This is a genomic window from Serratia sp. FGI94 (assembly GCF_000330865.1).
GTDB classification, from domain to species: domain Bacteria; phylum Pseudomonadota; class Gammaproteobacteria; order Enterobacterales; family Enterobacteriaceae; genus Serratia_B; species Serratia_B rubidaea.
Genome location: NC_020064.1, coordinates 1,727,084 through 1,746,997, shown reverse-complemented (window position 1 = coordinate 1,746,997; position 19,914 = coordinate 1,727,084). Strand labels below are relative to the sequence as shown.

Below are 19,914 nucleotides of genomic sequence, written 5' to 3'. Positions count from 1 at the left end.
TTCATTAAAATAAGGTTTACTGAGAACATGGTAGATAAACGCGACTCCTATACGAAAGAAGACCTCGAAGCATCCGGCCGCGGCGAGCTGTTCGGCGCCGGTGGCCCGCCGTTGCCGGCAGGTAACATGTTGATGATGGACCGCGTGGTCAAAATGACAGAAGAAGGCGGCACGCACGGTAAAGGCTACGTTGAGGCAGAGCTGGATATCAATCCGGATCTGTGGTTCTTCGGCTGCCACTTTATCGGCGATCCGGTGATGCCTGGCTGTCTGGGTCTGGACGCCATGTGGCAGCTGGTAGGCTTCTACCTCGGCTGGCTGGGCGGCGAAGGCAAAGGCCGCGCGCTGGGCGTCGGCGAAGTGAAATTCACCGGTCAGGTTCTACCGACCGCGAAAAAGGTCACCTACCGCATCAACTTCAAGCGCGTTATCACCCGTAAATTGATTATGGGCGTCGCCGATGGCGAAGTGCTGGTCGACGGCGAAGTGATTTACACCGCTACCGACCTAAAAGTGGGCCTGTTCAAGGATACCACAGCGTTCTGATAACTGACGGTGGCTTAGCCAAACGCCGCCACGGATCGCTGAATAGCAGAAAGCCTCGCCAAGCGAGGCTTTTTTAATGCGGTATTTCCGCGTTACCAGTCGCTGCCGTAGTTGAACGCAATCCGCGCCTCAACCGGTCCCGGCTTCACCTGGTCATGTAACGCCACCAGCATCGCTTCAAACACCAGCATATCGCCAACCAGCGGGAAACGCTGTCCCTGCTCCGGGAGAATAGGCTTGCCGATGCAAGAAAGACGAATGCCGATATCCGGATGCGACGTGGCAAACAGCGCTTCGTCGCCCGGCGCGCTCGCGCCGCTAAAATAGCCCACCATCGCCTTGCACGCCTGATTGAGCACTACCCGCCCCTGCATGGCCGCCGCGCTGCTGCCGGCCACGCTGAATACCGAGACAGAGACTGTCGCCATCATGATCTCTACGTCGGCCGGTTCTGCAGCGGCGCGCACGCTCGGTTCAGAGACCGGCGGCGTCGCCAGCGGCAGCAGGCCGCCGCCCAGTTCAGGCACGGTCAACGGACTATCAACAACTTCCGAGCTAAAACGAATCGATTTACTCGCCATATTGTTTCCTTATATTCCCTTTCATTGGTAAACCCGCTTGCGCCAGGCTTTACACGCTTCTCCACACAGGATAGTTACGAGTACGTCGCCACCTTGCAGCAACGTCTCTGACGTCGCCAACCTCCCGCTACGGATTATCACTTCAGCAGATAAAACCATTACGACAATTCACCACGCAAATCATTGTTATACAATGAATTTTCCAATAATGTTAATAACACAAACAGGGAATTAATAAAGAAAAATTAATCAAATAATCAGGCATTTTTTTGCGGGGAAGCATGGAAACTGGCGGTTCAGGTAACTTCGATGACAATAACGTTATACAGGCCCAAAAATGAAAACCTCCGCGCACCGGCGGAGGTCATTCCTTCTTCATGACAGGGAGCCGCTTAAGCGGTCACAGCCCTGTCCTCCATGGCTTGTCGCCAACCTCCCAGCCAATTGGCCCGGGCGTCTAAAGACTGGTAGGGACAAAGTTCCCTGGAACGCCCTGAAAGACCTGCTTGGTAACCACGGGACTGTGCCCGCTCCAGACGATCTCGCTTCTGTCTCTTCATGCCTCGTTTCCCTCATTTTTGGTCTGCTGGAAAGAAAACAGCGGCCACTTTTTGTGCAGCCACGAATAATCAATAGCGCGAATCGCAGTGAAGATCAATGCGCAAATTTCACGCCAGTGTCATATTTGTGAGCTATACACGCAGAAATCGCTAAGTGGCTGATAACGCGAGATTCAAAATAATAGATTGAAATATAACAATAAAAAACGCCGGCGCATCATGGCTCCATGACGCGCCGGCGTTCGCTTAGGCCATTTAGGCCCCGCTTATAGCATCAGAAACCGCCAAGCTGGGCGGCGATAGCCTGCGCCTCCTGCTGCCAGCCCGTCGCCAGCGTGCGCACCAACGCATCATAACCGTCTTCGCTCTGCGTCAGCGCCAGGCTGAACGGCCGCTTGATCATCTGCCCCTGACGGTTCAGCACCCACTCGCCGCGAATAATCGCCTTGCCGTCGTAGCGCCCGTGGAAGCCGGTGATCGTCACGTTAAGCACATCCTGATCGCTGCTCATCGGCTGCGAAGACACCAGCCAGCCCGGCAACGCATTGCTCAGGTTGGTGACCAGCGACTGCTGCAGCTGCTGATCCAGCGGGCTGGCCCACAGGTTGTTCTGACCAATCACGTACTGCACATCGTTGGTCTGATACACCACGCCGTTCTGCGCCAGATAATCCGCCACGCTGACGTGTTCCAGCCACAGCTGATGCGACGCCGAGGCGGCGCTCCCCTGCTGCGCCGGCGCACTCATCGCCGGCAGCTGATAGTAGGTTTTCTGTGGCGTACTGCTACAGGCGCTGAGCAACAGCGCCAGAGTTACCGGAATCCATTTCATCATTGTTTGGCCTTCTTCGGCTGAGGATCGTCGCTGCTCTTGGCTTCAAACACCAATGCATTGCTCTTTTCATTCAGGGTGCGCAGCACCGGCTGCAGTTCGCGCAGTACCTGATCCAGACGCTGCATGTCACCCACCATTTTATTGTAGGCAGGCGAACCTGGCTGGAAGCCTTTCATACTGCGGTTCAGCTCCTGCAGCGTTTTCTGCATATCCTGCGGCAGATCTTTCATCGCCTTGCTGGACATAATCTCATTCAGCGACTTCATGGTTTCCTGCGTTTCACGCATGGTGCGTTGGCTTTCCGCCAGCGTTTTAGTCGCCTCGTTAAGCATCGGGTTCAGCGGCATCGCATTGATCTTATCCAGCGTCTGCATCAGTTTCTGCTGAATCTGCGCCAGGCCGCCGCTAGTGGTCGGCAACAGCGGATAGCCGAACATTTTACGCGGCCCTTCCCAGCCTTTCTGCTGCGGATAGAAGTCCAGATCGATATACAGCGAACCGGTCAGCAGGTTGGCGGACTTCAGCGACGCGCGCAAGCCACGTGACTCGGCGTCCTTCAGATGCTGTTCCATATCGAAGTCTTTACCCAGCTGTTTCTGGAAGCGGTCCGGCTCAATGCGGATAAGCACCGGAATACGATACTCACTGTTCAGACTCTGCTCCAGGCCCTCTTTATAGAACGGCACCTGCGCAACGGTCCCCAGTCGGATGCCGCGGAACTCAACCGGCGCGCCAGGCTGCAGGCCGCGTACGGAGTCCGAGAAGAACATCAGGTAATCTTTATGTACGGTATACAGCGAATCCTGAATACTGCGCTGGTTCTCATACAGTTCGTACACGGATTTCTCTTTCGCTTGCGCGCCGCGCTCCCAGCCCTGCGGGACGTCAAAGCTGACGCCGCCGCTGAACAAGGTAGTCAGCGAGCCCATCTCAACCCGCATGCCCTGCGCCGACATATCGAACGTCACCCCGCTGTCTTTCCAGAAGCGGACGTTGGTGGTAACCAGTTGGTCGTAAGGGGCGGAAATAAACAGCTGGTAGCGCATGGCGCGGATTTTCGGGTCAAAGTAGCTGGTTTCCACCGAGCCGACGCGATAGCCGCGGAACAGCACCGGATCGCCGGCGTTCAGCTGGCCGGATTTATCGCTGTCGAGCACCACGCGCAGCCCTTTGGCGTCCGGCGAGGCCAGCGGCGGCGCATCCAGCAGCTGGTACTCCTCTTTGCCCTTCTCGCCTTTGCTGCCGGGCTGCAGCTCAATATAGGCGCCGGACAGCAAGGTGCCCAGACCGGTCACCCCTTCACGGCCGATCTGCGGCTTCACCACCCAGAAGGCGGAGTCCTGACGCAGCAGCTTATTCATGCCGGCGTTGAGTCGCGCCGTCACCAGCACCTTGTTCAGGTCGTCGCTCAGCGTCACGCTCTCGACGGTGCCGACGTCCACGCTGCGGCTTTTGATTTTGGTTTTACCCGCCTCAAGCCCTTCCGCCGTCGTGGTATATAAGGTCACCACCGGCCCCTGATGGCTGAAATGGTAAAACAGGATCCATGCGCCGATCAGCGCCGTGACGATCGGGATAATCCACACCGGCGACCAGCGCTTAATCTTTTCAACATCCGCGACGCTATGATTACTTTCCGTCACCTTGCGGCTCCTTCTTTATTGTTTCACTTACGCGATCCCAACTCAGGCGGGGATCAAACGTCATGGCGGCAAACATCGTGAGGATCACCACCAGGGCGAACAGCAGCGCGCCGGTCGCCGGATAGATACTCATCAACTGTCCCATTCGTACCAACGCCGACAGTACGGCGATCACAAACACGTCAATCATTGACCAACGGCCGACAAACTCGACAACTTCATAAATCAGATGCATGCGCTCACTGTCCGCACGCTGCTTCCCTTTCACGTTGGCGTCCCAGCACAGCCAGCCGATGGCCAGCATTTTCAGGCTCGGCACCATAATACTGGCGATAAAAATCACCATGGCGACCGGATAGGAGCCATCACTCCACAGCAGAATCACCCCGGCCATCACGGTGGAGGGCATTTTATTGCCCAGCGCCTCCGTCACCATAATCGGCAGCAGCATCGCGGGGATATACAAAATAAATGAGGTGATCAGCAGCGCCATGGTCCACTGCAGGCTGTTGTGGCGTCGCACATGGCCATGACTGTGACAGCGCGGACAGCGCAACTGTTCCGCCGGCAGAATGGCGGTGCAGCAGCGGCAGGAACGCAGCCCCTGGCGTATGCCGGTCGTACCGACCATGACCGGCTGTTCGATCGGCGGCGCAGCGGCGATGTCGCGCCACAGCCAGCGGCGATCGACACACTGGAAGGCACGCACCTGCAGCAGACAGAACAGGCAGTAAGGGATAAAGCTGGTGCCGATGCCGATATCGCCGTAGGCCATCAGCTTGACGAAGCTGACCAACACCCCCGCCAGGAAAATCTCCACCATGCACCAGGTTTTGAACTGGAACAGCACTTTCGCCATCCACACCTTCAGCCCCTGCGGCAGCCTCACCCGGCCGCACAGCAGAATGATCGCCAGCATGCAAAACGTCGGGATCAGTTGGACAAACACCATAAACAGCGTCGCCATGCTGGCGTAATCTTCCGCCACCATCACTTCGGGGATCTGGATAAGTTTGATTTCGCTGACGATGCCGGCCACGCGCATATTGACGAACGGGAACAGGTTGGCCACCAGCAGCATAAACAGGGCGCTGAGCGCGTAGCCAATCGGCCGTTTGCGCGGTTCATCCCAGCGGGCGCTGAGCTGGGTCTTGCAGCGCGGGCATACCGCCTTGCTGCCATAGGCCAGAGGCGGCATCGCCACCAGCATGTCGCATTGCGGACACAAAATCAGGCCATCTTGCTGCTCGCCGTGCAACGAATGGCTATGCTGCTGGTGATTGTCGTGGGAACACACCATTTTCCTCCTTAACAACATCAACGCTCAATGCTGTAATCCGGCCCGCAGCAGCACGCGGGCCGGGTCTGAGCCAATCAGCCGTTTTTCATTGCTTCCAGTTCTTCCCAGCGGGCAAATGCGCTTTCCAGCGCCTGCTCGGCGGCGGCCAGATCGCCCAGCACCTTTTGCGTCTCCTCATGGGGACGCGAGAAGAAATCGGCGTCGCTCACTTCGGCCTGTAACGTCTCAATGTCCGTCTCCAGCTGTTCTAGGCGCTGCGGCAATTGTTCCAGCTCACGCGTCAGGTTATAGCTTAGTTTGGTCGCTGGCTTCTTCGGCTGCTCGGTTTTTTTCTCCACCGGTTTGCTCTGGGCCGCCGGCGCGGTCTGGCGGATCGGTTTGGCGGTGGCGCGCTGATGGTGGGCGTCATAGTAACCGCCGACAAAAGCGTTAATCACGCCGTTGCCTTCAAAAATCCAGCACTCGGTCACCGAGTTGTCAACAAACTGACGATCGTGGCTCACCAGCAGCACGGTGCCCTGATAGCCGTCGATCAGCTCTTCCAGCAGCTCCAGCGTTTCAACGTCCAGATCGTTGGTCGGTTCATCGAGAATCAGCAGGTTGCTGGGTTTCAGGAATAACCGTGCCAGCAGCAGGCGGTTGCGTTCACCGCCCGACAGCGCCTTCACCGGCGTCATCGCGCGTTTCGGATGGAACAGGAAGTCCTGCAGATAGCCGAGCACGTGGCGTGAACGGCCGTTGACCATCACTTCCTGTTTGCCTTCCGCCAGGTTGTCCATCACCGTACGCTCTGGATCCAGCTCCGCACGGTGCTGATCGAAATAGGCCACCTCCAGCTTGGTGCCGCAGTGCACGCGGCCGCTGTCGGCCTGCAGCTGGCCGAGCATCAGCTTCAGCAGCGTGGTTTTGCCGCAGCCGTTCGGCCCGACCAGCGCAATTTTGTCGCCGCGCTGCACCTGGGCGGAAAAATCACGCACCAGCACTTTATCGCCGACCTGATAGTTGACGTTTTCCAGCTCGAAGACGATTTTGCCGGAGCGCGTCGCTTCTTCCACCTGCATCTTGGCGGTACCCATCACTTCACGGCGTTCGGCACGCTCCATCCGCAGCGCTTTCAGCGCGCGCACGCGCCCCTCATTACGGGTACGGCGCGCCTTGATGCCCTGACGGATCCACACCTCTTCCTGCGCCAGTTTGCGGTCGAATTCGGCGTTTTGCAGCTCTTCCACCCGCAGCGCTTCCTCTTTACCCAACAAATACTGATCGTAGTTGCCCGGCCAGGACACCAGTTTACCGCGGTCCAGATCGATGATGCGCGTCGCCATGTTGCGGATAAACGAACGGTCGTGGGAGATAAAGATAATGCTGCCCTGGAACTCCTTCAGGAAGCCTTCCAGCCAGTCGATGGTTTCAATATCCAGGTGGTTGGTCGGTTCGTCCAGCAGCAGTACGCGCGGCGAGCTGACCAGCGCACGTCCCAGCGCCGCCTTACGCAGCCAGCCGCCGGAAAGCGATGACAGCTGCGCTTCGCCGTTCAGGCCCAGCTGCGCCAGCACTTCGGCGATCCGGCTATCCAGCTGCCACAGCCCGTGGTGATCGAGGATCTCCATGACCTTCGCCATCTTCGCCAGGTTTTTCTCGCTGGGATCCTGCTCCACCTCGTGGGAGATCGCGTGATAGGCCTTCAGGTGTTCGGCCTGTTCGGCCACCCCTTCCGCGACAAAATCAAACACCGTGCCGCCGATATTGCGCGGCGGATCCTGCTGCAGGCGTGCAACGATCAGATCCTGTTCGTAAATCACCCGGCCGTCATCCAGCGGCTGCTCCTTGCCGAGAATTTTCAGCAGGGTGGATTTACCGGCGCCGTTGCGCCCGACCAGACAAACGCGCTCGTTGTCTTCGATATGAATTTCGGTGTTGTCCAGAAGCGGCGCATCGCTGAAAGAGAGCCAGGCGCCGGACATGCTAATTAACGACATAGTTATTACTTTCCTTCGCCGGCATGGCTGACCAGCCAGCAGTTGTGAATCTGACGGTTACGGGCAAAGTCCTGCGACAGCGTCTGATTGGTGATCTCTTTCGCTTCCAGACCCAGGGCCTGCAACCCGGCCAGATCCATGCGGAAACCGCGCTTGTTGTTCGAGAACATAATGGTGCCGTTACGGCGCAGCAGCCGTTTTAAATCCGTCATCAGCGCCAGATGGTCGCGCTGCACGTCAAAGGTGTTCTCCATCCGCTTGGAGTTGGAGAAAGTCGGCGGATCGATAAAGATCACGTCGAACTGTTCGGCGGCATTATGCAGCCATGACAGGCAATCCGCCTGTATCAATCGGTGCTGTCGGCCGGTCAGGCCGTTAGCGCGCAGGTTTTTCTCCGCCCATTCCAGATAGGTGCGCGACATATCGACCGTGGTGGTGGAGCGCGCACCGCCCAGGCCGGCATGCACGCTGGCGCTGCCGGTATAGGCGAACAGGTTGAGGAAATCTTTCCCTTTGCTCATCTCGCCCAGCATACGGCGCGCGATGCGGTGATCCAGAAACAGGCCGGTATCCAGGTAGTCGGTCAGGTTGACCCACAGCTTGGCGTTAAACTCTTCCACCAGCAGGAACTCGCCCTTCTGCGCCAGTTTCTCATACTGGTTTTTCCCCTTCTGCCGCTCGCGGGTCTTCAGCACCAGCTGGTTGGACGGCAGCTCCAGCACCGCCAGCGTGGCGTTGATCACGTCAAACAGCCGCTGACGCGCCTTTTGCGCATCGACCGTTTTCGGCGGCGCGTACTCCTGCACCACCACTTTGCTGCCGTAGCGATCCACCGCAACGTTATACTCCGGCAGGTCGGCGTCATACAGGCGATAGCACTCAATCCCCTGCTGCTTCGCCCACTTATCCAGCTTTTTAACGTTCTTACGCAGCCGGTTGGCGAAATCTTCCGCTACCTGAATGCCGCCGCTGCCCTGCGGGTTTTCCGCCAGCTGATAGTTTTTCTGTACGCAGTCCAGCGGGCCGTTTTTGGCCTTGTACTGGCGCTCGGCGCGCAGCTGCAGACAGCTCAGCAGCTCCGGCGAAGCGCTGAACAGCGACAGCTGCCAGCCGCCGAACGCGCTCTTCATAATGCGCCCCAGCATGTTGTGCAGCGCAATCAGCGCCGGTTCGCTTTCCAGGCGTTCGCCATACGGCGGGTTGCTGAGTACGGTGCCCGTCGGGCCTTCCGGCAGCGGATTGCTCAGCTTGCTGACGTCATTGACGTTAAAGGTAATCAGTTCGGCGACGCCGGCGCGGCGGGCGTTGGCGCGCGCCATATCAATCACCCGGCGGTCAATATCCGAGCCGAAGAAGCGCGAGGTGGTTTCCTGCAGCCCGCGGCGGGCGCGCACCTGCGCTTCGGTCACCACTTCACGCCACAGCTCGGCGTTGTGGCCGTTCCAGGCGCTGAAGCCCCAGTGCTGGCGATGCAGCCCCGGCGCGCGATCGGCGGCGATCATCGCCGCTTCAATCAGTAAGGTACCGGACCCGCACATCGGATCCAGCATCGGCGTGCCCGGCTGCCAGCCGGAGCGCTGTACGATCGCCGCCGCCAGAGTCTCTTTCAGCGGCGCCTGGCCGGTCAGATCGCGGTAGCCGCGCTGGTGCAGGCCCTCGCCGCTCAGGTCGAGCGCCACGCTGGCCATATCGCGCTGCAGGAAGACGTTGATGCGGATATCCGGCTGCTGTTTCGCCACGGTCGGGCGCTGGTCGATTTTGCGGGTAAAGCTGTCGACGATGGCGTCTTTCACTTTCAACGCGCCGTACTGGCTGTTGCGAATCTCTTCGTTCACGCCGCTGAAGTGCACGGCGAAGGTTTTATCCACGCCGAAAATCGACGTCCAGTCGATCGCCTGCACGCCAAGGTAGAGATCCAGATCGCTGTGCACGCGGAATTCATTCAGCGGCAGCAAAATGCGTGAAGCCAGGCGGCTCCACAGCAGACTTTGGTACAGAAGACGATCGTCGCCTTGAAAATGTACCCCGCCCTGCACGACTTTACAGGCGTGGGCGCCAAGCCGCTCCAGTTCGCTTTTTAACAGTTCTTCCAATCCACGCGCTGTGCTAGCAAACAAAGAGTTCATATCGTACTTATCACCAAAAAGAAAATTGTTGCGCATTATAGCTAATCCGCACCGCTTGTCATAAAGTTGCTCCTCTCTATTTACAAAACCCACGGAGGCAAGGGTGATCACGCTTTCTCGGCTTTACGTCCATCCGGTGAAATCTTTACGCGGCTTGCAGCTTTCCCACGCCCAGGTGGCGAACCACGGACTGGCGTTCGATCGCAGCTTTATGATCACCAGCCCCGACGGCACCTTTATTACCGCACGGCAATATCCGCAGATGGTGCTGTTCACGCCGGCGCTGCTGGCGGACGGCCTGTATCTGACGGCGCCCGACGGCGACAGCGCGACCATCCGTTTTGACGACTTTGCCGCCGAGCAGCAGCCGACCGAAGTGTGGGGCAACCATTTCACCGCCCGGGTGGCGCCGGCGGCCATCAACCAGTGGCTGAGCGGCTATTTCCAGCGCGACGTCCAGCTGCGCTGGCTCGGGCCGGCGCTGAGCCGCCGCGTGAAAAAACACCCGGAGGTGCCGCTCTCCTTTGCCGACGGCTATCCGTTCCTGCTGATCAATGAGGCCTCGTTCCGCGATCTGCAGCAGCGTTGCCCTGCCGGCGTCAAACTGGAGCAGTTCCGCCCTAACCTGGTGGTAACCGGCGCCGCGCCCTGGGCCGAAGACGGCTGGCAGGTGATCCGCGTGGGCGAGGTGATGTTCGATCTGGTCAAACCGTGCAGCCGCTGCGTGCTGACCACCGTCAGCACCGAACGCGGACGCAAACACCCGAGCGGCGAGCCGCTGACGACGCTGCAAAGTTTCCGCACGGCGGATAACGGCGATGTGGATTTTGGTCAGAATATGATTGCCCGCAACAGCGGAATTATCCGCGTTGGCGATACGGTGGAGGTGCTGTCGAACAAACCGCCGCGCCCGTACCACGCCGGCAAGGTAACCGAAAAGGTGCAGGCGCCGCAAAACCAGACGCAAAGCCTTACCATCGACTATCAGGGCCAGGTGTTTAACGGCAACAATCAGCAGATTTTACTGGAGCAATTAGAGCAGCAGGGCATCCGCGTACCCTACTCCTGCCGGGCGGGGATCTGCGGAACCTGCCAAATGACGCTGGTCAACGGCGAAGTGGCGCCGCTGACAAAAAGCGCAGTGGCGAATGACGGCACGATTCTGTCTTGCAGCTGTATACCTAAAAGCGACCTGACATTACGTTAGGCTCAGACCGCTCTGTCATACGCCGGGGCGGTATCGGCATCGTGCGCATAGGGCTTCAGGCGGTCGTGCATCACCTTGATGGCGTCGCCGAACACCATGGTGCGCCCCGCTACCGTCAGCTGTCCCTGCGCCAATAAGCACAGGCTGGCGTTATCGCCGGCTTCCACCACCAGCAGCCGCGCATCCTGTCCGCTGTCCATCACCTTGACCGCCGCCAGCTCGCCGTTTTTCGGCTGCAGCGGGAAATGCTGCTGGGCAAAGTGCCAACTCTTCGGCATCAGCGGCTTGAGGAAGCGGTAGGCCACCAGCGCGTTCAGCACCAGCTCCGCACGCTGCTCGTGGCTGAGTTTGGTGCGTTTGCACTGTTCTTCATAGGTAAAGTACAGCGCGGCATCCTCGACGCAAAACGCGCATTCGTTAAAAGCGTCCGGCGTCAGCATCTTGGCCGGAAAACGCGAACGAAAGATCATCCCGTTGGCCAAATCAAGCATCAGCCGGTCGTGTTCGGCGTCAAAATACCAACGCCAATTATCGTCAGGTTTTATCTTCATCGTTTGTCCTTTATCGCCACTCGCCAACGAATATATCCGGCATAAAAAGAAGCCGCGCTCGCGGTGCGCCGCTGCTCAAACCGGTCATATAATTTACCCCAAAGGGTGAGTTTACCACCGAAAATCTGGTCTAAACATCGGATAATTCCGCGAACGATATTTAGCCTAATGGACAAAATATAGACGAGCCGGGGGAATAAATAAACCCCCGACAAGGTCTGAAAGGAAAAAAATATCAGATGTGGTTAACGATATCTTTAATCAAACGCGGACCGTGGTAGATAAAGCCGGAATAAATTTGCACCAGCGTCGCCCCCGCCGCTATTTTTTCACGCGCGGCGGTCAGGGAATCAATTCCGCCGACGCCGATAATCGGCAGTTTGCCCTGCAGCTCCTGCGACAGACGACGGATCACCTCGGTGCTGAGCGACTGAACGGGACGGCCGCTCAGGCCGCCGGCCTGCTCGCAGTAATTTAATCCCTGCACCAGTTTACGATCCAGCGTGGTATTGGTGGCGATGACCCCATCAATATTATGGCGAACCAAACTGTCGGCAATTTGGATCAACTCTTCTTCAGAAAGATCCGGCGCGATCTTTACCGCGACCGGCACATATTTGTGATGGCGCTCATGTAACTCCGCCTGCTTATTTTTAACCGCCGCCAAAAGATCGTCCAGCGCTTCACCATACTGCAGGGATCTTAATCCCGGGGTATTCGGCGATGAGATGTTGATCGCAATATAACCGGCATACGGATAAACTTTATCCATGCAGATCAGATAATCGTCTTTGCCCTCTTCAACCGGCGTATCTTTATTCTTGCCGATATTAATCCCCAGGATGCCGCCAAAGTGGGATTTTTTGACGTTCTCAACCAGGTTATCCACGCCGTGGTTATTAAAGCCCATGCGGTTGATAATGCCTTCCGCTTCAACAATGCGGAACAGGCGCGGCTTATCGTTGCCCGGCTGCGGACGCGGCGTCACGGTGCCGATTTCAATAAAGCCGAAGCCCATCGCACCTAGCGCATCGATGCATTCGCCGTTTTTATCCAGACCGGCGGCCAGCCCCAGCGGGTTCTTAAAAGACAGCCCCATGCAGGTAACCGGTTTGGTCGGCACCGACTGGCGCACCAGAAATTCGAAAGGGGTGCCGGTGACACGGCGCAGTTGCTGGAAGGTCAATTCATGCGCGCGCTCTGGATCGAGCTGGAACAACGCTTTCCTGATGAGGGGGTAGTACATGTACTCTCCTGATTTCCCGGTTATCCCCAGAATGCGGAAGTGGCCGCCGCATCCCGAACGCTATTGGGTTAGTTACAAACCGGGGGCGTATTATCCGGGATCCCCGGCATAATTGGAATTGATTCCGCGCAAAAAAGGCGTTTTTTACGCAAACGTTTTCCCGCTAATCCCGTCGCGCACCGCCAATCCGCATTTGCGCATAACCAAAGCCAAAAATGAGATTTAAAAAACCGGCCGCTTTGCTGTTAGCTTTAAAACACTTACTCATCTTTTACTCATTAAACCTAACTTTTAGTTATAAGGATTGGTTATGCGCGTTATAACTCTGGCCGGCAGCCCGCGTCTCCCCTCCCGCTCCGCGGGGTTACTGAATATTGCCCAGTCATGGCTGCAGCGGCGCGGCGTTGAGGTGGAGCCTTACACCCTGTACGACTTCGACGCCGAAGATCTGCTGCGCGCCAATTTCAACAGCCCGGCGATTAAAACCTTCGCCGCCCGCCTGGCGCAGGCCGACGGGCTGTTGATCGCCACCCCGGTGTATAAGGCGTCATTTTCCGGCGCGCTCAAAACCCTGCTGGATCTGCTACCCGAGCGCGCGCTGGAACACAAAGTGGTGCTGCCGCTGGCTACCGGCGGCTCCGTCGGCCACATGCTGGCGGTGGATTACGCCTTAAAACCGGTGCTATCGGCGTTAAAAGCCCAGGAAGTGCTGCACGGCGTCTTTGCCGATGACGGTCAACTCACCACGCAGGGCGAGCGGTTAACCCCCAGCGACGCCGTGGCGCTGCGGCTGGAGGAGGCGCTGAACAGCCTTTATTTGGCGCTGAGCCGTCGCCAGCCTGCGCCCGCCTCCGCAGAGGCGTTGTTACAGACGCAACCCTGAACCCGCCGATAAACACCACCGATAAGGAAATAATGATGACGCGACTCTCTTCCTGGCGCCGCTGGCTGCAGACCGCATCGCTGACGGCCGCTCTGACGCTGGGCGCTGCCCACGGCGCCGCGGCCGATCCCGGCCCTCAGCAGCTGCGCATCGGCTACCAAAAAGGCTCCGTCAGTCTGGTGCTGGCGAAAAGTCATCGTCTGCTGGAACAGCGTTTCCCGCAGACCAAAATCAGCTGGACCGAATTCCCCGCCGGGCCGCAGATGCTGGAGGCGCTGAACGTCGGCAGTATTGATGTCGGCAGCACCGGTGATATTCCGCCGATCTTTGCCCAGGCCGCCGGCGCCGATTTGCTGTACGTCGGCGTAGAGCCGCCCAAGCCCAAGGCGGAAGTGATTCTGGTGCCGGAAAACAGCCCGATCCATGACGTTGCCGAGCTGAAGGGACACAAGGTCGCCTTCCAGAAAGGCTCCAGTTCGCACAATCTGCTGCTGCGCGCCCTGCAGCAGGCCGGCCTGAAATTTACCGACATCAAGCCGGTGTATCTGACCCCGGCCGACGCCCGCGCCGCCTTCCAGCAGGGCAACGTCGACGCCTGGGCGATTTGGGATCCCTACTACTCGGCGGCGCTGCTGCAGGGCGGCGTACGGGTGCTGAGCGACGGCAGCAAGCTCAACCAGACCGGTTCGTTTTATCTGGCCGCCCGGCCGTATACCGAGGCCAACGGCGCGTTTATTCAACAGGTGCTGAAGGTGCTGACGCAGGCTGACGCGCTGTCCCGCAGCGACCGCGAGCAGAGCATCGCCCTGCTGGCCAAAACCATCGGCCTGCCGCAGCCGGTGATCGCCGCCTACCTGGATCACCGGCCGGTCACCACCATTACGCCGCTCAGCGCCGACACCATCAAAGCCCAGCAGCAAACCGCCGATCTGTTCTACGCCAATCATCTGGTGCCGGTGAAGCTGGATATTTCCCAACGCGTCTGGCAGCCCAGCGCCCAATAATTGAGGAGAACTTATTATGAGCCTGAATATCTTTTGGTTCTTACCCACCCACGGCGACGGTCACTATCTGGGATCGAGCGAAGGGGCACGCAGCGTCGATCACGGCTATCTGCAACAAATTGCGCAGGCGGCCGACCGCCTGGGATTCGGCGGCGTGCTGATCCCGACCGGACGCTCCTGCGAAGACTCCTGGCTGGTGGCCGCATCCCTGATCCCCGTTACGCAGCGGCTGAAATTCCTGGTGGCGCTGCGCCCCGGCATTATCTCCCCGACGCTGGCGGCGCGGCAGGCGGCAACGCTGGATCGTCTCTCCAATGGCCGCGCGCTGTTTAATCTGGTCACCGGCGGCGACCCGGACGAACTGGCAGCCGAAGGGCTGCACCTTAACCATGAAGAGCGCTATGAAGCCTCGGCGGAGTTTACCCACGTCTGGCGCCGGGTGCTGGAAGGGGAAACCGTCGATTTCAGCGGTAAGCATATTCAGGTCAAAGGCGCCAAACTGCTGTTCCCGCCGGTTCAGCAGCCGCGGCCGCCACTCTACTTCGGCGGCTCGTCGGCCGCCGCGCAGGATCTGGCCGCCGACCAGGTAGAGCTGTATCTGACCTGGGGCGAGCCGCCGGCGCAGGTGAAACAGAAGCTGGACGAAGTACGCGCCAAAGCCGCCGCCAAGGGCCGTAAGGTGCGCTTCGGCATCCGGCTGCACGTGATCGTGCGTGAAACCAACGACGAAGCCTGGCGCGCCGCCGACCGCCTGATTGCCAATCTGGACGATAAAACTATCGCCGACGCGCAGCAGGCGTTCGCCCGCTTTGATTCGGTCGGCCAGCAGCGCATGGCGGCGCTGCACGGCGGCAAGAAAGATAACCTCGAGATCAGCCCTAATCTATGGGCGGGCGTCGGCCTGGTGCGCGGCGGCGCCGGCACCGCGCTGGTGGGCGACGGCCCGACGGTGGCGCAACGCATCCGGGAGTACGCCGATTTAGGCATCGACACCTTTATTCTTTCCGGCTACCCGCATCTGGAAGAGGCCTATCGCGTTGGTGAACTGCTGTTCCCTCATCTGGATGTCGCGCAACACGCCGCGCCGACGCCGCTGCGTCCGGTCGCGCCTCAGGGGGAAGTCATCGCCAATATCTATGCGCCGCAGCGGGCGTCGCAAAGCTAAGGAGCCAGTTATGAGCCATCGCACACAGCGCCTGCTGCACCGTTTAGCGCCCTGGATCCTGCCGATCGCCCTGCTGGTTTTCTGGCAGATCGCCGTTGAGGCCGGCTGGCTCTCCAGCCGCATTTTGCCGGCCCCCAGCGCCGTTGCGACGGCGTTCTGGACGCTGACGCAAAGCGGTGAACTTTGGCAGCACCTCACCATCAGCAGCTGGCGCGCGCTGATCGGTTTTGGCATCGGCGGCAGCCTTGGCTTGCTGCTGGGCCTGATCAGCGGCCTGTCCCGCTGGGGTGAACGCCTGCTGGACAGCTCGGTGCAGATGCTGCGCAACATTCCGCATCTGGCGCTGATCCCGCTGGTGATCCTGTGGTTCGGCATTGATGAATCGGCCAAAATCTTCCTGGTGGCGCTCGGCACCCTGTTCCCGATTTATCTCAATACCTATCACGGCATCAAAAATATCGACCGCGGGCTGCTGGAAATGGCGCGCAGCTATGGCCTGAGCGGTTTCCGCCTGTTTACCCAGGTGGTGCTGCCCGGCGCGCTGCCTTCCATCATGGTCGGCGTGCGCTTTGCACTGGGGCTGATGTGGCTGACGCTGATCGTCGCCGAAACCATTTCGGCCAATTCCGGCATCGGCTATCTGGCGATGAACGCCCGCGAATTTCTGCAAACCGACATTGTGGTGGTGGCCATCGTGCTCTACGCCCTGCTCGGCAAACTGGCGGACGTCAGCGCACAGTGGCTGGAACGCCTGTGGCTGCGCTGGCACCCGGCTTATCAACTGAAACAAGGGGAAGCATCATGACGACTCCGACCCGTATTCCCCAGGGGACGCCCGTCACCCTGGAGTCCATCGCTAAGCGCTACGGCAACCGCACGGTGCTGGATAATCTGCAGCTACGTATTACCTCCGGCCAGTTTGTCGCCGTGGTCGGCCGCAGCGGCTGCGGCAAAAGCACCCTGCTGCGCCTGCTGGCCGGGCTGGAAAACGCCAGCAGCGGCGCGTTGCTCAGCGGCAGCGCGCCATTAAGCAGCGTGAAAGAAGACACCCGGCTGATGTTTCAGGATGCGCGCCTGCTACCGTGGAAAAAGGTGATTGATAACGTCGGCCTGGGTCTGCGCGGCGACTGGCGTGACGCGGCGCGTCAGGCACTGGCGGCGGTCGGCCTGGAGGAGCGGGCCGACGAATGGCCGGCGGCGCTGTCCGGCGGCCAGAAGCAGCGGGTCGCTCTGGCGCGCGCGCTGATCCACCGGCCGCGTCTGCTGCTGCTGGACGAACCGCTGGGCGCGTTGGATGCGCTGACGCGCATCGATATGCAGGGGCTGATTGAAAACCTGTGGCAACAGCATGGCTTTACCGTACTGCTGGTTACCCACGACGTCAGCGAAGCGATCGCCCTGGCGGACCGCGTGATACTGATTGAGCAGGGACGCATCGGCCTGGATATGGCGATCGACCTGCCGCGGCCGCGCCGCAAAGGCTCGGCCAGGCTGGCCGAACTGGAGGCACAGATCCTGGAACGGGTGCTGTCGCCGGCTGCAACCGCGGAACCGGCGCGCCAGGTGGCGAACTGATTCCCCTGACGCTAAAAAAAACGCCCGATGAACACATCGGGCGTTTTTTATCATATCAGGCAAAAACAGCGTATGTGGATCAGGCCGCTAACGCCTTGCTAATCTTCTCAAACAGATCGCCGGACAGATTCTCCAGCCCCTTCAGTTGCTCCAGCGCTTTACGCATCAGCGCCTGACGGCCGGCGTCATAGCGCTTCAGACGGATCAGCGGTTCAATCAGGCGCGCCGCCACCTGCGGGTTGCGCGTGTTGAGATCGCTGAGGATCTCCGCCAGGAACTGGTAACCGCTGCCGTCAGGCGCATGGAACGCCGACGGGTTCGCCGAGGCAAACGCCCCCACCAGCGAACGGGTGCGGTTCGGGTTGCTCAGGCTGAATGAGCGATGCTGCAGCAAACCGCGCACCGTGTTCAGCACGTCGGCCGCCGGGCTGGTGGCCTGCAGCACAAACCACTTGTCCATCACCAGTCCGTCCTGATGCCAGCGCTCGTCGAACGCCGTCATCAGTGCATCGCGGCAAGGCAGCTGTGCGGCCACCGCCGCCGCCAGCGCCGCCAACGAGTCGGTCATATTATCCGCCTGGCGGAACTGCTCAGCCACCAGCGTATCGGCCTGCTGCGCATCGCCGAAGGCCAGATAGTGCAGGCAGGTATTACGCAGTGCGCGTTTGGCGATATCGCCATGTTCAACGCGGTAGCCGTCAGTGCGGTTGGCGCGGTATACCGCCAGCCACTCGTCGGCCATTTCCTGCGCCAGACAGCGGGTGATTGCGTCGTGCACCGCGGCGATCGCTTCCGGATCGATTTCGGCAAACAGTTCGGCCATCTCATTTTCCGTCGGCAGCGTCAGGATCTGCGCGGCCAGGGCCGGATCCAGTTTTTCATCCAGCAAGACCGCCCGGAACGCATCCACCACGTGCAGCGGCAGCGACAGCGGCTGTTTCTGCTGGTGCTTGGCGACGTTCAGCTTGATGTAGGTCGCCAGCAGGCTTTGCGCGGCATCCCAGCGGGCAAAGTCGTTGCGCGCGTGCTGCATCAGGAAGGTCAGTTGCCCGTCGCTGTACGGATAGTCCAGCTTCACCGGTGCGGAGAACTCACGCAGCAGTGACGGCACCGGGCGCTGCGCAACGCCGTCAAAAATAAAGGTCTGCTCCGCTTCGGTCACGTTCAGCACGTTATTAACCGGCAGGCCGTCCTTCTGCAGCGCAATCACGTTGCCTTCCGAATCGTACAGTTCAATATCCAGCGGGATATGCAGCGGCTGTTTCTGCGGCTGATCGGCGGTCGGCGCGGTATGCTGGCTGACCTGCAGGCGGTACTGCTGCTGCTCGGCGTCATAATCATCGCGCACCGTCAGCACCGGCGTGCCGGACTGGCTGTACCAGCGGCGGAACAGGGACAGATCGACATTGGAAGCATCTTCCATCGCCTGCACAAAGTCGTCACAGGTCGCCGCGCTGCCGTCATGGCGTTCAAAATAGAGCTGGATCCCCTTCTGGAAGTTCTCCTCGCCCAGCAGCGTATGCATCATGCGGATCACTTCAGAACCCTTCTCATACACCGTCAGGGTGTAGAAGTTGTTCATTTCGATCACTTTGTCCGGACGAATCGCGTGCGCCATCGGGCTGGCGTCTTCCGCAAACTGCGCGCCGCGCATCACGCGGACATTATCAATACGGTTAACCGCGCGCGACCCCAGATCCGAGCTGAACTCCTGGTCGCGGAACACCGTCAGGCCCTCTTTCAGGCTGAGCTGGAACCAGTCGCGACAGGTGACGCGGTTGCCGGTCCAGTTATGGAAATACTCATGCCCGATCACCGCTTCAATATTCAGGTAATCCTTGTCGGTCGCGGTTTCCGCCTTAGCCAGCACGTATTTGGAGTTAAAGATATTTAACCCTTTGTTTTCCATCGCGCCCATATTAAAGAAGTCCACCGCGACGATCATATAGATGTCGAGGTCATACTCCAGGCCGAAGCGGGTTTCATCCCATTTCATCGAATTCTTCAGCGAGGTCATCGCCCAGTCGGCGCGATCCAGGTTGCCGCGGTCAACAAACAGTTCCAGCGCCACTTTGCGCCCTGAGCGGGTCACAAAGCTGTCGCGCAGCACGTCGAAATCACCGGCGACCAGCGCAAACAGATAGCTCGGCTTCGGGAACGGATCCTGCCACTGCACCCAGTGACGGCCGTCGTCCAGTTCGCCTTCGGCAATGCGGTTGCCGTTGGACAGCAGGAACGGATAACGCTGTTTATCCGCCGTGATGCGGGTCGTGAAGCGCGCCAGCACGTCCGGACGGTCCAGATAGTAGGTAATATGACGGAAGCCTTCCGCCTCACACTGGGTGCACAGCGCCTCACCGGACAGGTACAAACCCTCCAGCGCGCTGTTCTGCGCCGGATGAATATCGTTGACGATGGTGACAGTAAATTGTTCCGGCAAACCATCAATGATCAGCTGGTTATCCTGTTGGCGGTACGCCTCCCAGGGCTGACCGTCAATCTGCAGACTCACCAGCGTCACATCCTCACCGTCCAGCACCAGCGGTGCGCCGGCGGCGCCCTGACGTTTCACTTTGCTGACGGCGGTGACGCGCGTCGTGTCGGCGTGCAGATCAAAATCCAAATCAATGTCGGTGATGGTGTAATCCGGCGCGCGATAATCATGGCGATATTTCGCCTGTGGCTGTTGTGTCATACAAACCCTTTGACGTCT

17 protein-coding genes are annotated in these 19,914 nt (G+C 59.3%); 7 read left to right on the top strand and 10 right to left on the bottom strand.

Annotation, left to right across the window (positions count from 1 at the left end; translation table 11 throughout):
* The first annotated feature begins 27 nt into the window (after window positions 1-27).
* Window positions 28-546, top strand: a complete 519-nt coding sequence (gene fabA / locus D781_RS07965; protein WP_015671798.1) for a bifunctional 3-hydroxydecanoyl-ACP dehydratase/trans-2-decenoyl-ACP isomerase — start codon at window positions 28-30, stop codon at window positions 544-546.
* 92 nt (window positions 547-638) lie between these two features.
* Here fabA and D781_RS07960 read toward each other — a convergent pair whose 3' ends face one another.
* The 7 genes from D781_RS07960 to rlmKL all read right to left on the bottom strand — a co-directional run bounded on the left by D781_RS07960 (window position 639) and on the right by rlmKL (window position 9,570).
* Entirely contained in the window at window positions 639-1,127 is a 489-nt protein-coding gene (locus D781_RS07960; RefSeq protein ID WP_015671797.1) for a hypothetical protein, read from the bottom strand.
* A gap of 392 nt (window positions 1,128-1,519) precedes the next feature.
* Window positions 1,520-1,687, bottom strand: a complete 168-nt coding sequence (rmf, locus tag D781_RS22605; RefSeq protein WP_004964703.1) for a ribosome modulation factor — start codon at window positions 1,685-1,687, stop codon at window positions 1,520-1,522.
* Between the two features lie 274 nt (window positions 1,688-1,961).
* Window positions 1,962-2,522 (bottom strand): membrane integrity-associated transporter subunit PqiC, encoded by a 561-nt coding sequence (gene pqiC / locus D781_RS07955; protein ID WP_015671796.1) that lies wholly within the window; start codon window positions 2,520-2,522, stop codon window positions 1,962-1,964.
* Window positions 2,519-4,165, bottom strand: coding sequence for an intermembrane transport protein PqiB (gene pqiB, locus D781_RS07950; RefSeq protein WP_015671795.1), 1,647 nt, complete (start codon window positions 4,163-4,165; stop codon window positions 2,519-2,521). The genes pqiC and pqiB overlap by 4 nt, the downstream gene beginning before the upstream one ends.
* The gene (gene pqiA, locus D781_RS07945; RefSeq protein WP_015671794.1) at window positions 4,152-5,465 is read right to left on the bottom strand and encodes a membrane integrity-associated transporter subunit PqiA; all 1,314 of its coding nucleotides are present in this window, start codon (window positions 5,463-5,465) and stop codon (window positions 4,152-4,154) included. Before pqiA ends, pqiB begins: the two co-directional genes overlap by 14 nt.
* Before the next feature lie 74 nt (window positions 5,466-5,539).
* Entirely contained in the window at window positions 5,540-7,444 is a 1,905-nt protein-coding gene (locus D781_RS07940; protein WP_015671793.1) for an ABC transporter ATP-binding protein, read from the bottom strand.
* 5 nt (window positions 7,445-7,449) lie between these two features.
* Window positions 7,450-9,570 (bottom strand): bifunctional 23S rRNA (guanine(2069)-N(7))-methyltransferase RlmK/23S rRNA (guanine(2445)-N(2))-methyltransferase RlmL, encoded by a 2,121-nt coding sequence (rlmKL, locus tag D781_RS07935; RefSeq protein WP_102025006.1) that lies wholly within the window; start codon window positions 9,568-9,570, stop codon window positions 7,450-7,452.
* A 103-nt stretch (window positions 9,571-9,673) separates the two neighbouring features.
* Between rlmKL and D781_RS07930 the strand changes: the two genes are divergently transcribed.
* Window positions 9,674-10,777 (top strand): YcbX family protein, encoded by a 1,104-nt coding sequence (locus tag D781_RS07930; protein ID WP_015671791.1) that lies wholly within the window; start codon window positions 9,674-9,676, stop codon window positions 10,775-10,777.
* Between the two features lie 2 nt (window positions 10,778-10,779).
* Here the strand turns inward: D781_RS07930 and D781_RS07925 are convergent, their stop codons facing one another.
* Window positions 10,780-11,328: a cell division protein ZapC gene (locus D781_RS07925; protein WP_015671790.1), complete on the bottom strand. Its 549-nt coding sequence runs from the start codon at window positions 11,326-11,328 to the stop codon at window positions 10,780-10,782.
* Window positions 11,329-11,563: 235 nt separating this feature from the next.
* Window positions 11,564-12,574: a quinone-dependent dihydroorotate dehydrogenase gene (gene pyrD, locus D781_RS07920; RefSeq protein WP_015671789.1), complete on the bottom strand. Its 1,011-nt coding sequence runs from the start codon at window positions 12,572-12,574 to the stop codon at window positions 11,564-11,566.
* Window positions 12,575-12,884: 310 nt separating this feature from the next.
* Between pyrD and ssuE the strand changes: the two genes are divergently transcribed.
* From ssuE to ssuB, 5 genes are read left to right on the top strand one after another with little or no spacing between them, the layout of a single operon-like run.
* Window positions 12,885-13,457, top strand: coding sequence for an NADPH-dependent FMN reductase (gene ssuE, locus D781_RS07915; RefSeq protein ID WP_015671788.1), 573 nt, complete (start codon window positions 12,885-12,887; stop codon window positions 13,455-13,457).
* A gap of 35 nt (window positions 13,458-13,492) precedes the next feature.
* The gene (locus D781_RS07910; protein WP_015671787.1) at window positions 13,493-14,461 is read left to right on the top strand and encodes a sulfonate ABC transporter substrate-binding protein; all 969 of its coding nucleotides are present in this window, start codon (window positions 13,493-13,495) and stop codon (window positions 14,459-14,461) included.
* A 16-nt stretch (window positions 14,462-14,477) separates the two neighbouring features.
* A complete protein-coding gene (gene ssuD / locus D781_RS07905; protein ID WP_015671786.1) occupies window positions 14,478-15,626 on the top strand; it encodes an FMNH2-dependent alkanesulfonate monooxygenase in 1,149 nt (382 codons plus the stop codon).
* A gap of 10 nt (window positions 15,627-15,636) precedes the next feature.
* The gene (gene ssuC, locus D781_RS07900) at window positions 15,637-16,431 is read left to right on the top strand and encodes an aliphatic sulfonate ABC transporter permease SsuC (RefSeq protein ID WP_015671785.1); all 795 of its coding nucleotides are present in this window, start codon (window positions 15,637-15,639) and stop codon (window positions 16,429-16,431) included.
* A complete protein-coding gene (gene ssuB, locus D781_RS07895; protein ID WP_015671784.1) occupies window positions 16,428-17,201 on the top strand; it encodes an aliphatic sulfonates ABC transporter ATP-binding protein in 774 nt (257 codons plus the stop codon). The genes ssuC and ssuB overlap by 4 nt, the downstream gene beginning before the upstream one ends.
* A gap of 79 nt (window positions 17,202-17,280) precedes the next feature.
* Here ssuB and pepN read toward each other — a convergent pair whose 3' ends face one another.
* A complete protein-coding gene (pepN, locus tag D781_RS07890; RefSeq protein ID WP_015671783.1) occupies window positions 17,281-19,896 on the bottom strand; it encodes an aminopeptidase N in 2,616 nt (871 codons plus the stop codon).
* Between the last annotated feature and the right edge of the window lie 18 nt (window positions 19,897-19,914).

Coding starts and splice junctions, on each gene's coding strand:
- fabA (WP_015671798.1), top strand. CDS start 28: ATGGTAGATAAACGCGACTCCTATACGAAAGAAGACCTCGAAGCATCC.
- D781_RS07960 (WP_015671797.1), bottom strand. CDS start 1,127: ATGGCGAGTAAATCGATTCGTTTTAGCTCGGAAGTTGTTGATAGTCCG.
- rmf (WP_004964703.1), bottom strand. CDS start 1,687: ATGAAGAGACAGAAGCGAGATCGTCTGGAGCGGGCACAGTCCCGTGGT.
- pqiC (WP_015671796.1), bottom strand. CDS start 2,522: ATGATGAAATGGATTCCGGTAACTCTGGCGCTGTTGCTCAGCGCCTGT.
- pqiA (WP_015671794.1), bottom strand. CDS start 5,465: ATGGTGTGTTCCCACGACAATCACCAGCAGCATAGCCATTCGTTGCAC.
- D781_RS07940 (WP_015671793.1), bottom strand. CDS start 7,444: ATGTCGTTAATTAGCATGTCCGGCGCCTGGCTCTCTTTCAGCGATGCG.
- rlmKL (WP_102025006.1), bottom strand. CDS start 9,570: ATGAACTCTTTGTTTGCTAGCACAGCGCGTGGATTGGAAGAACTGTTA.
- D781_RS07925 (WP_015671790.1), bottom strand. CDS start 11,328: ATGAAGATAAAACCTGACGATAATTGGCGTTGGTATTTTGACGCCGAA.
- pyrD (WP_015671789.1), bottom strand. CDS start 12,574: ATGTACTACCCCCTCATCAGGAAAGCGTTGTTCCAGCTCGATCCAGAG.
- ssuE (WP_015671788.1), top strand. CDS start 12,885: ATGCGCGTTATAACTCTGGCCGGCAGCCCGCGTCTCCCCTCCCGCTCC.
- D781_RS07910 (WP_015671787.1), top strand. CDS start 13,493: ATGACGCGACTCTCTTCCTGGCGCCGCTGGCTGCAGACCGCATCGCTG.
- ssuD (WP_015671786.1), top strand. CDS start 14,478: ATGAGCCTGAATATCTTTTGGTTCTTACCCACCCACGGCGACGGTCAC.
- ssuC (WP_015671785.1), top strand. CDS start 15,637: ATGAGCCATCGCACACAGCGCCTGCTGCACCGTTTAGCGCCCTGGATC.
- ssuB (WP_015671784.1), top strand. CDS start 16,428: ATGACGACTCCGACCCGTATTCCCCAGGGGACGCCCGTCACCCTGGAG.
- pepN (WP_015671783.1), bottom strand. CDS start 19,896: ATGACACAACAGCCACAGGCGAAATATCGCCATGATTATCGCGCGCCG.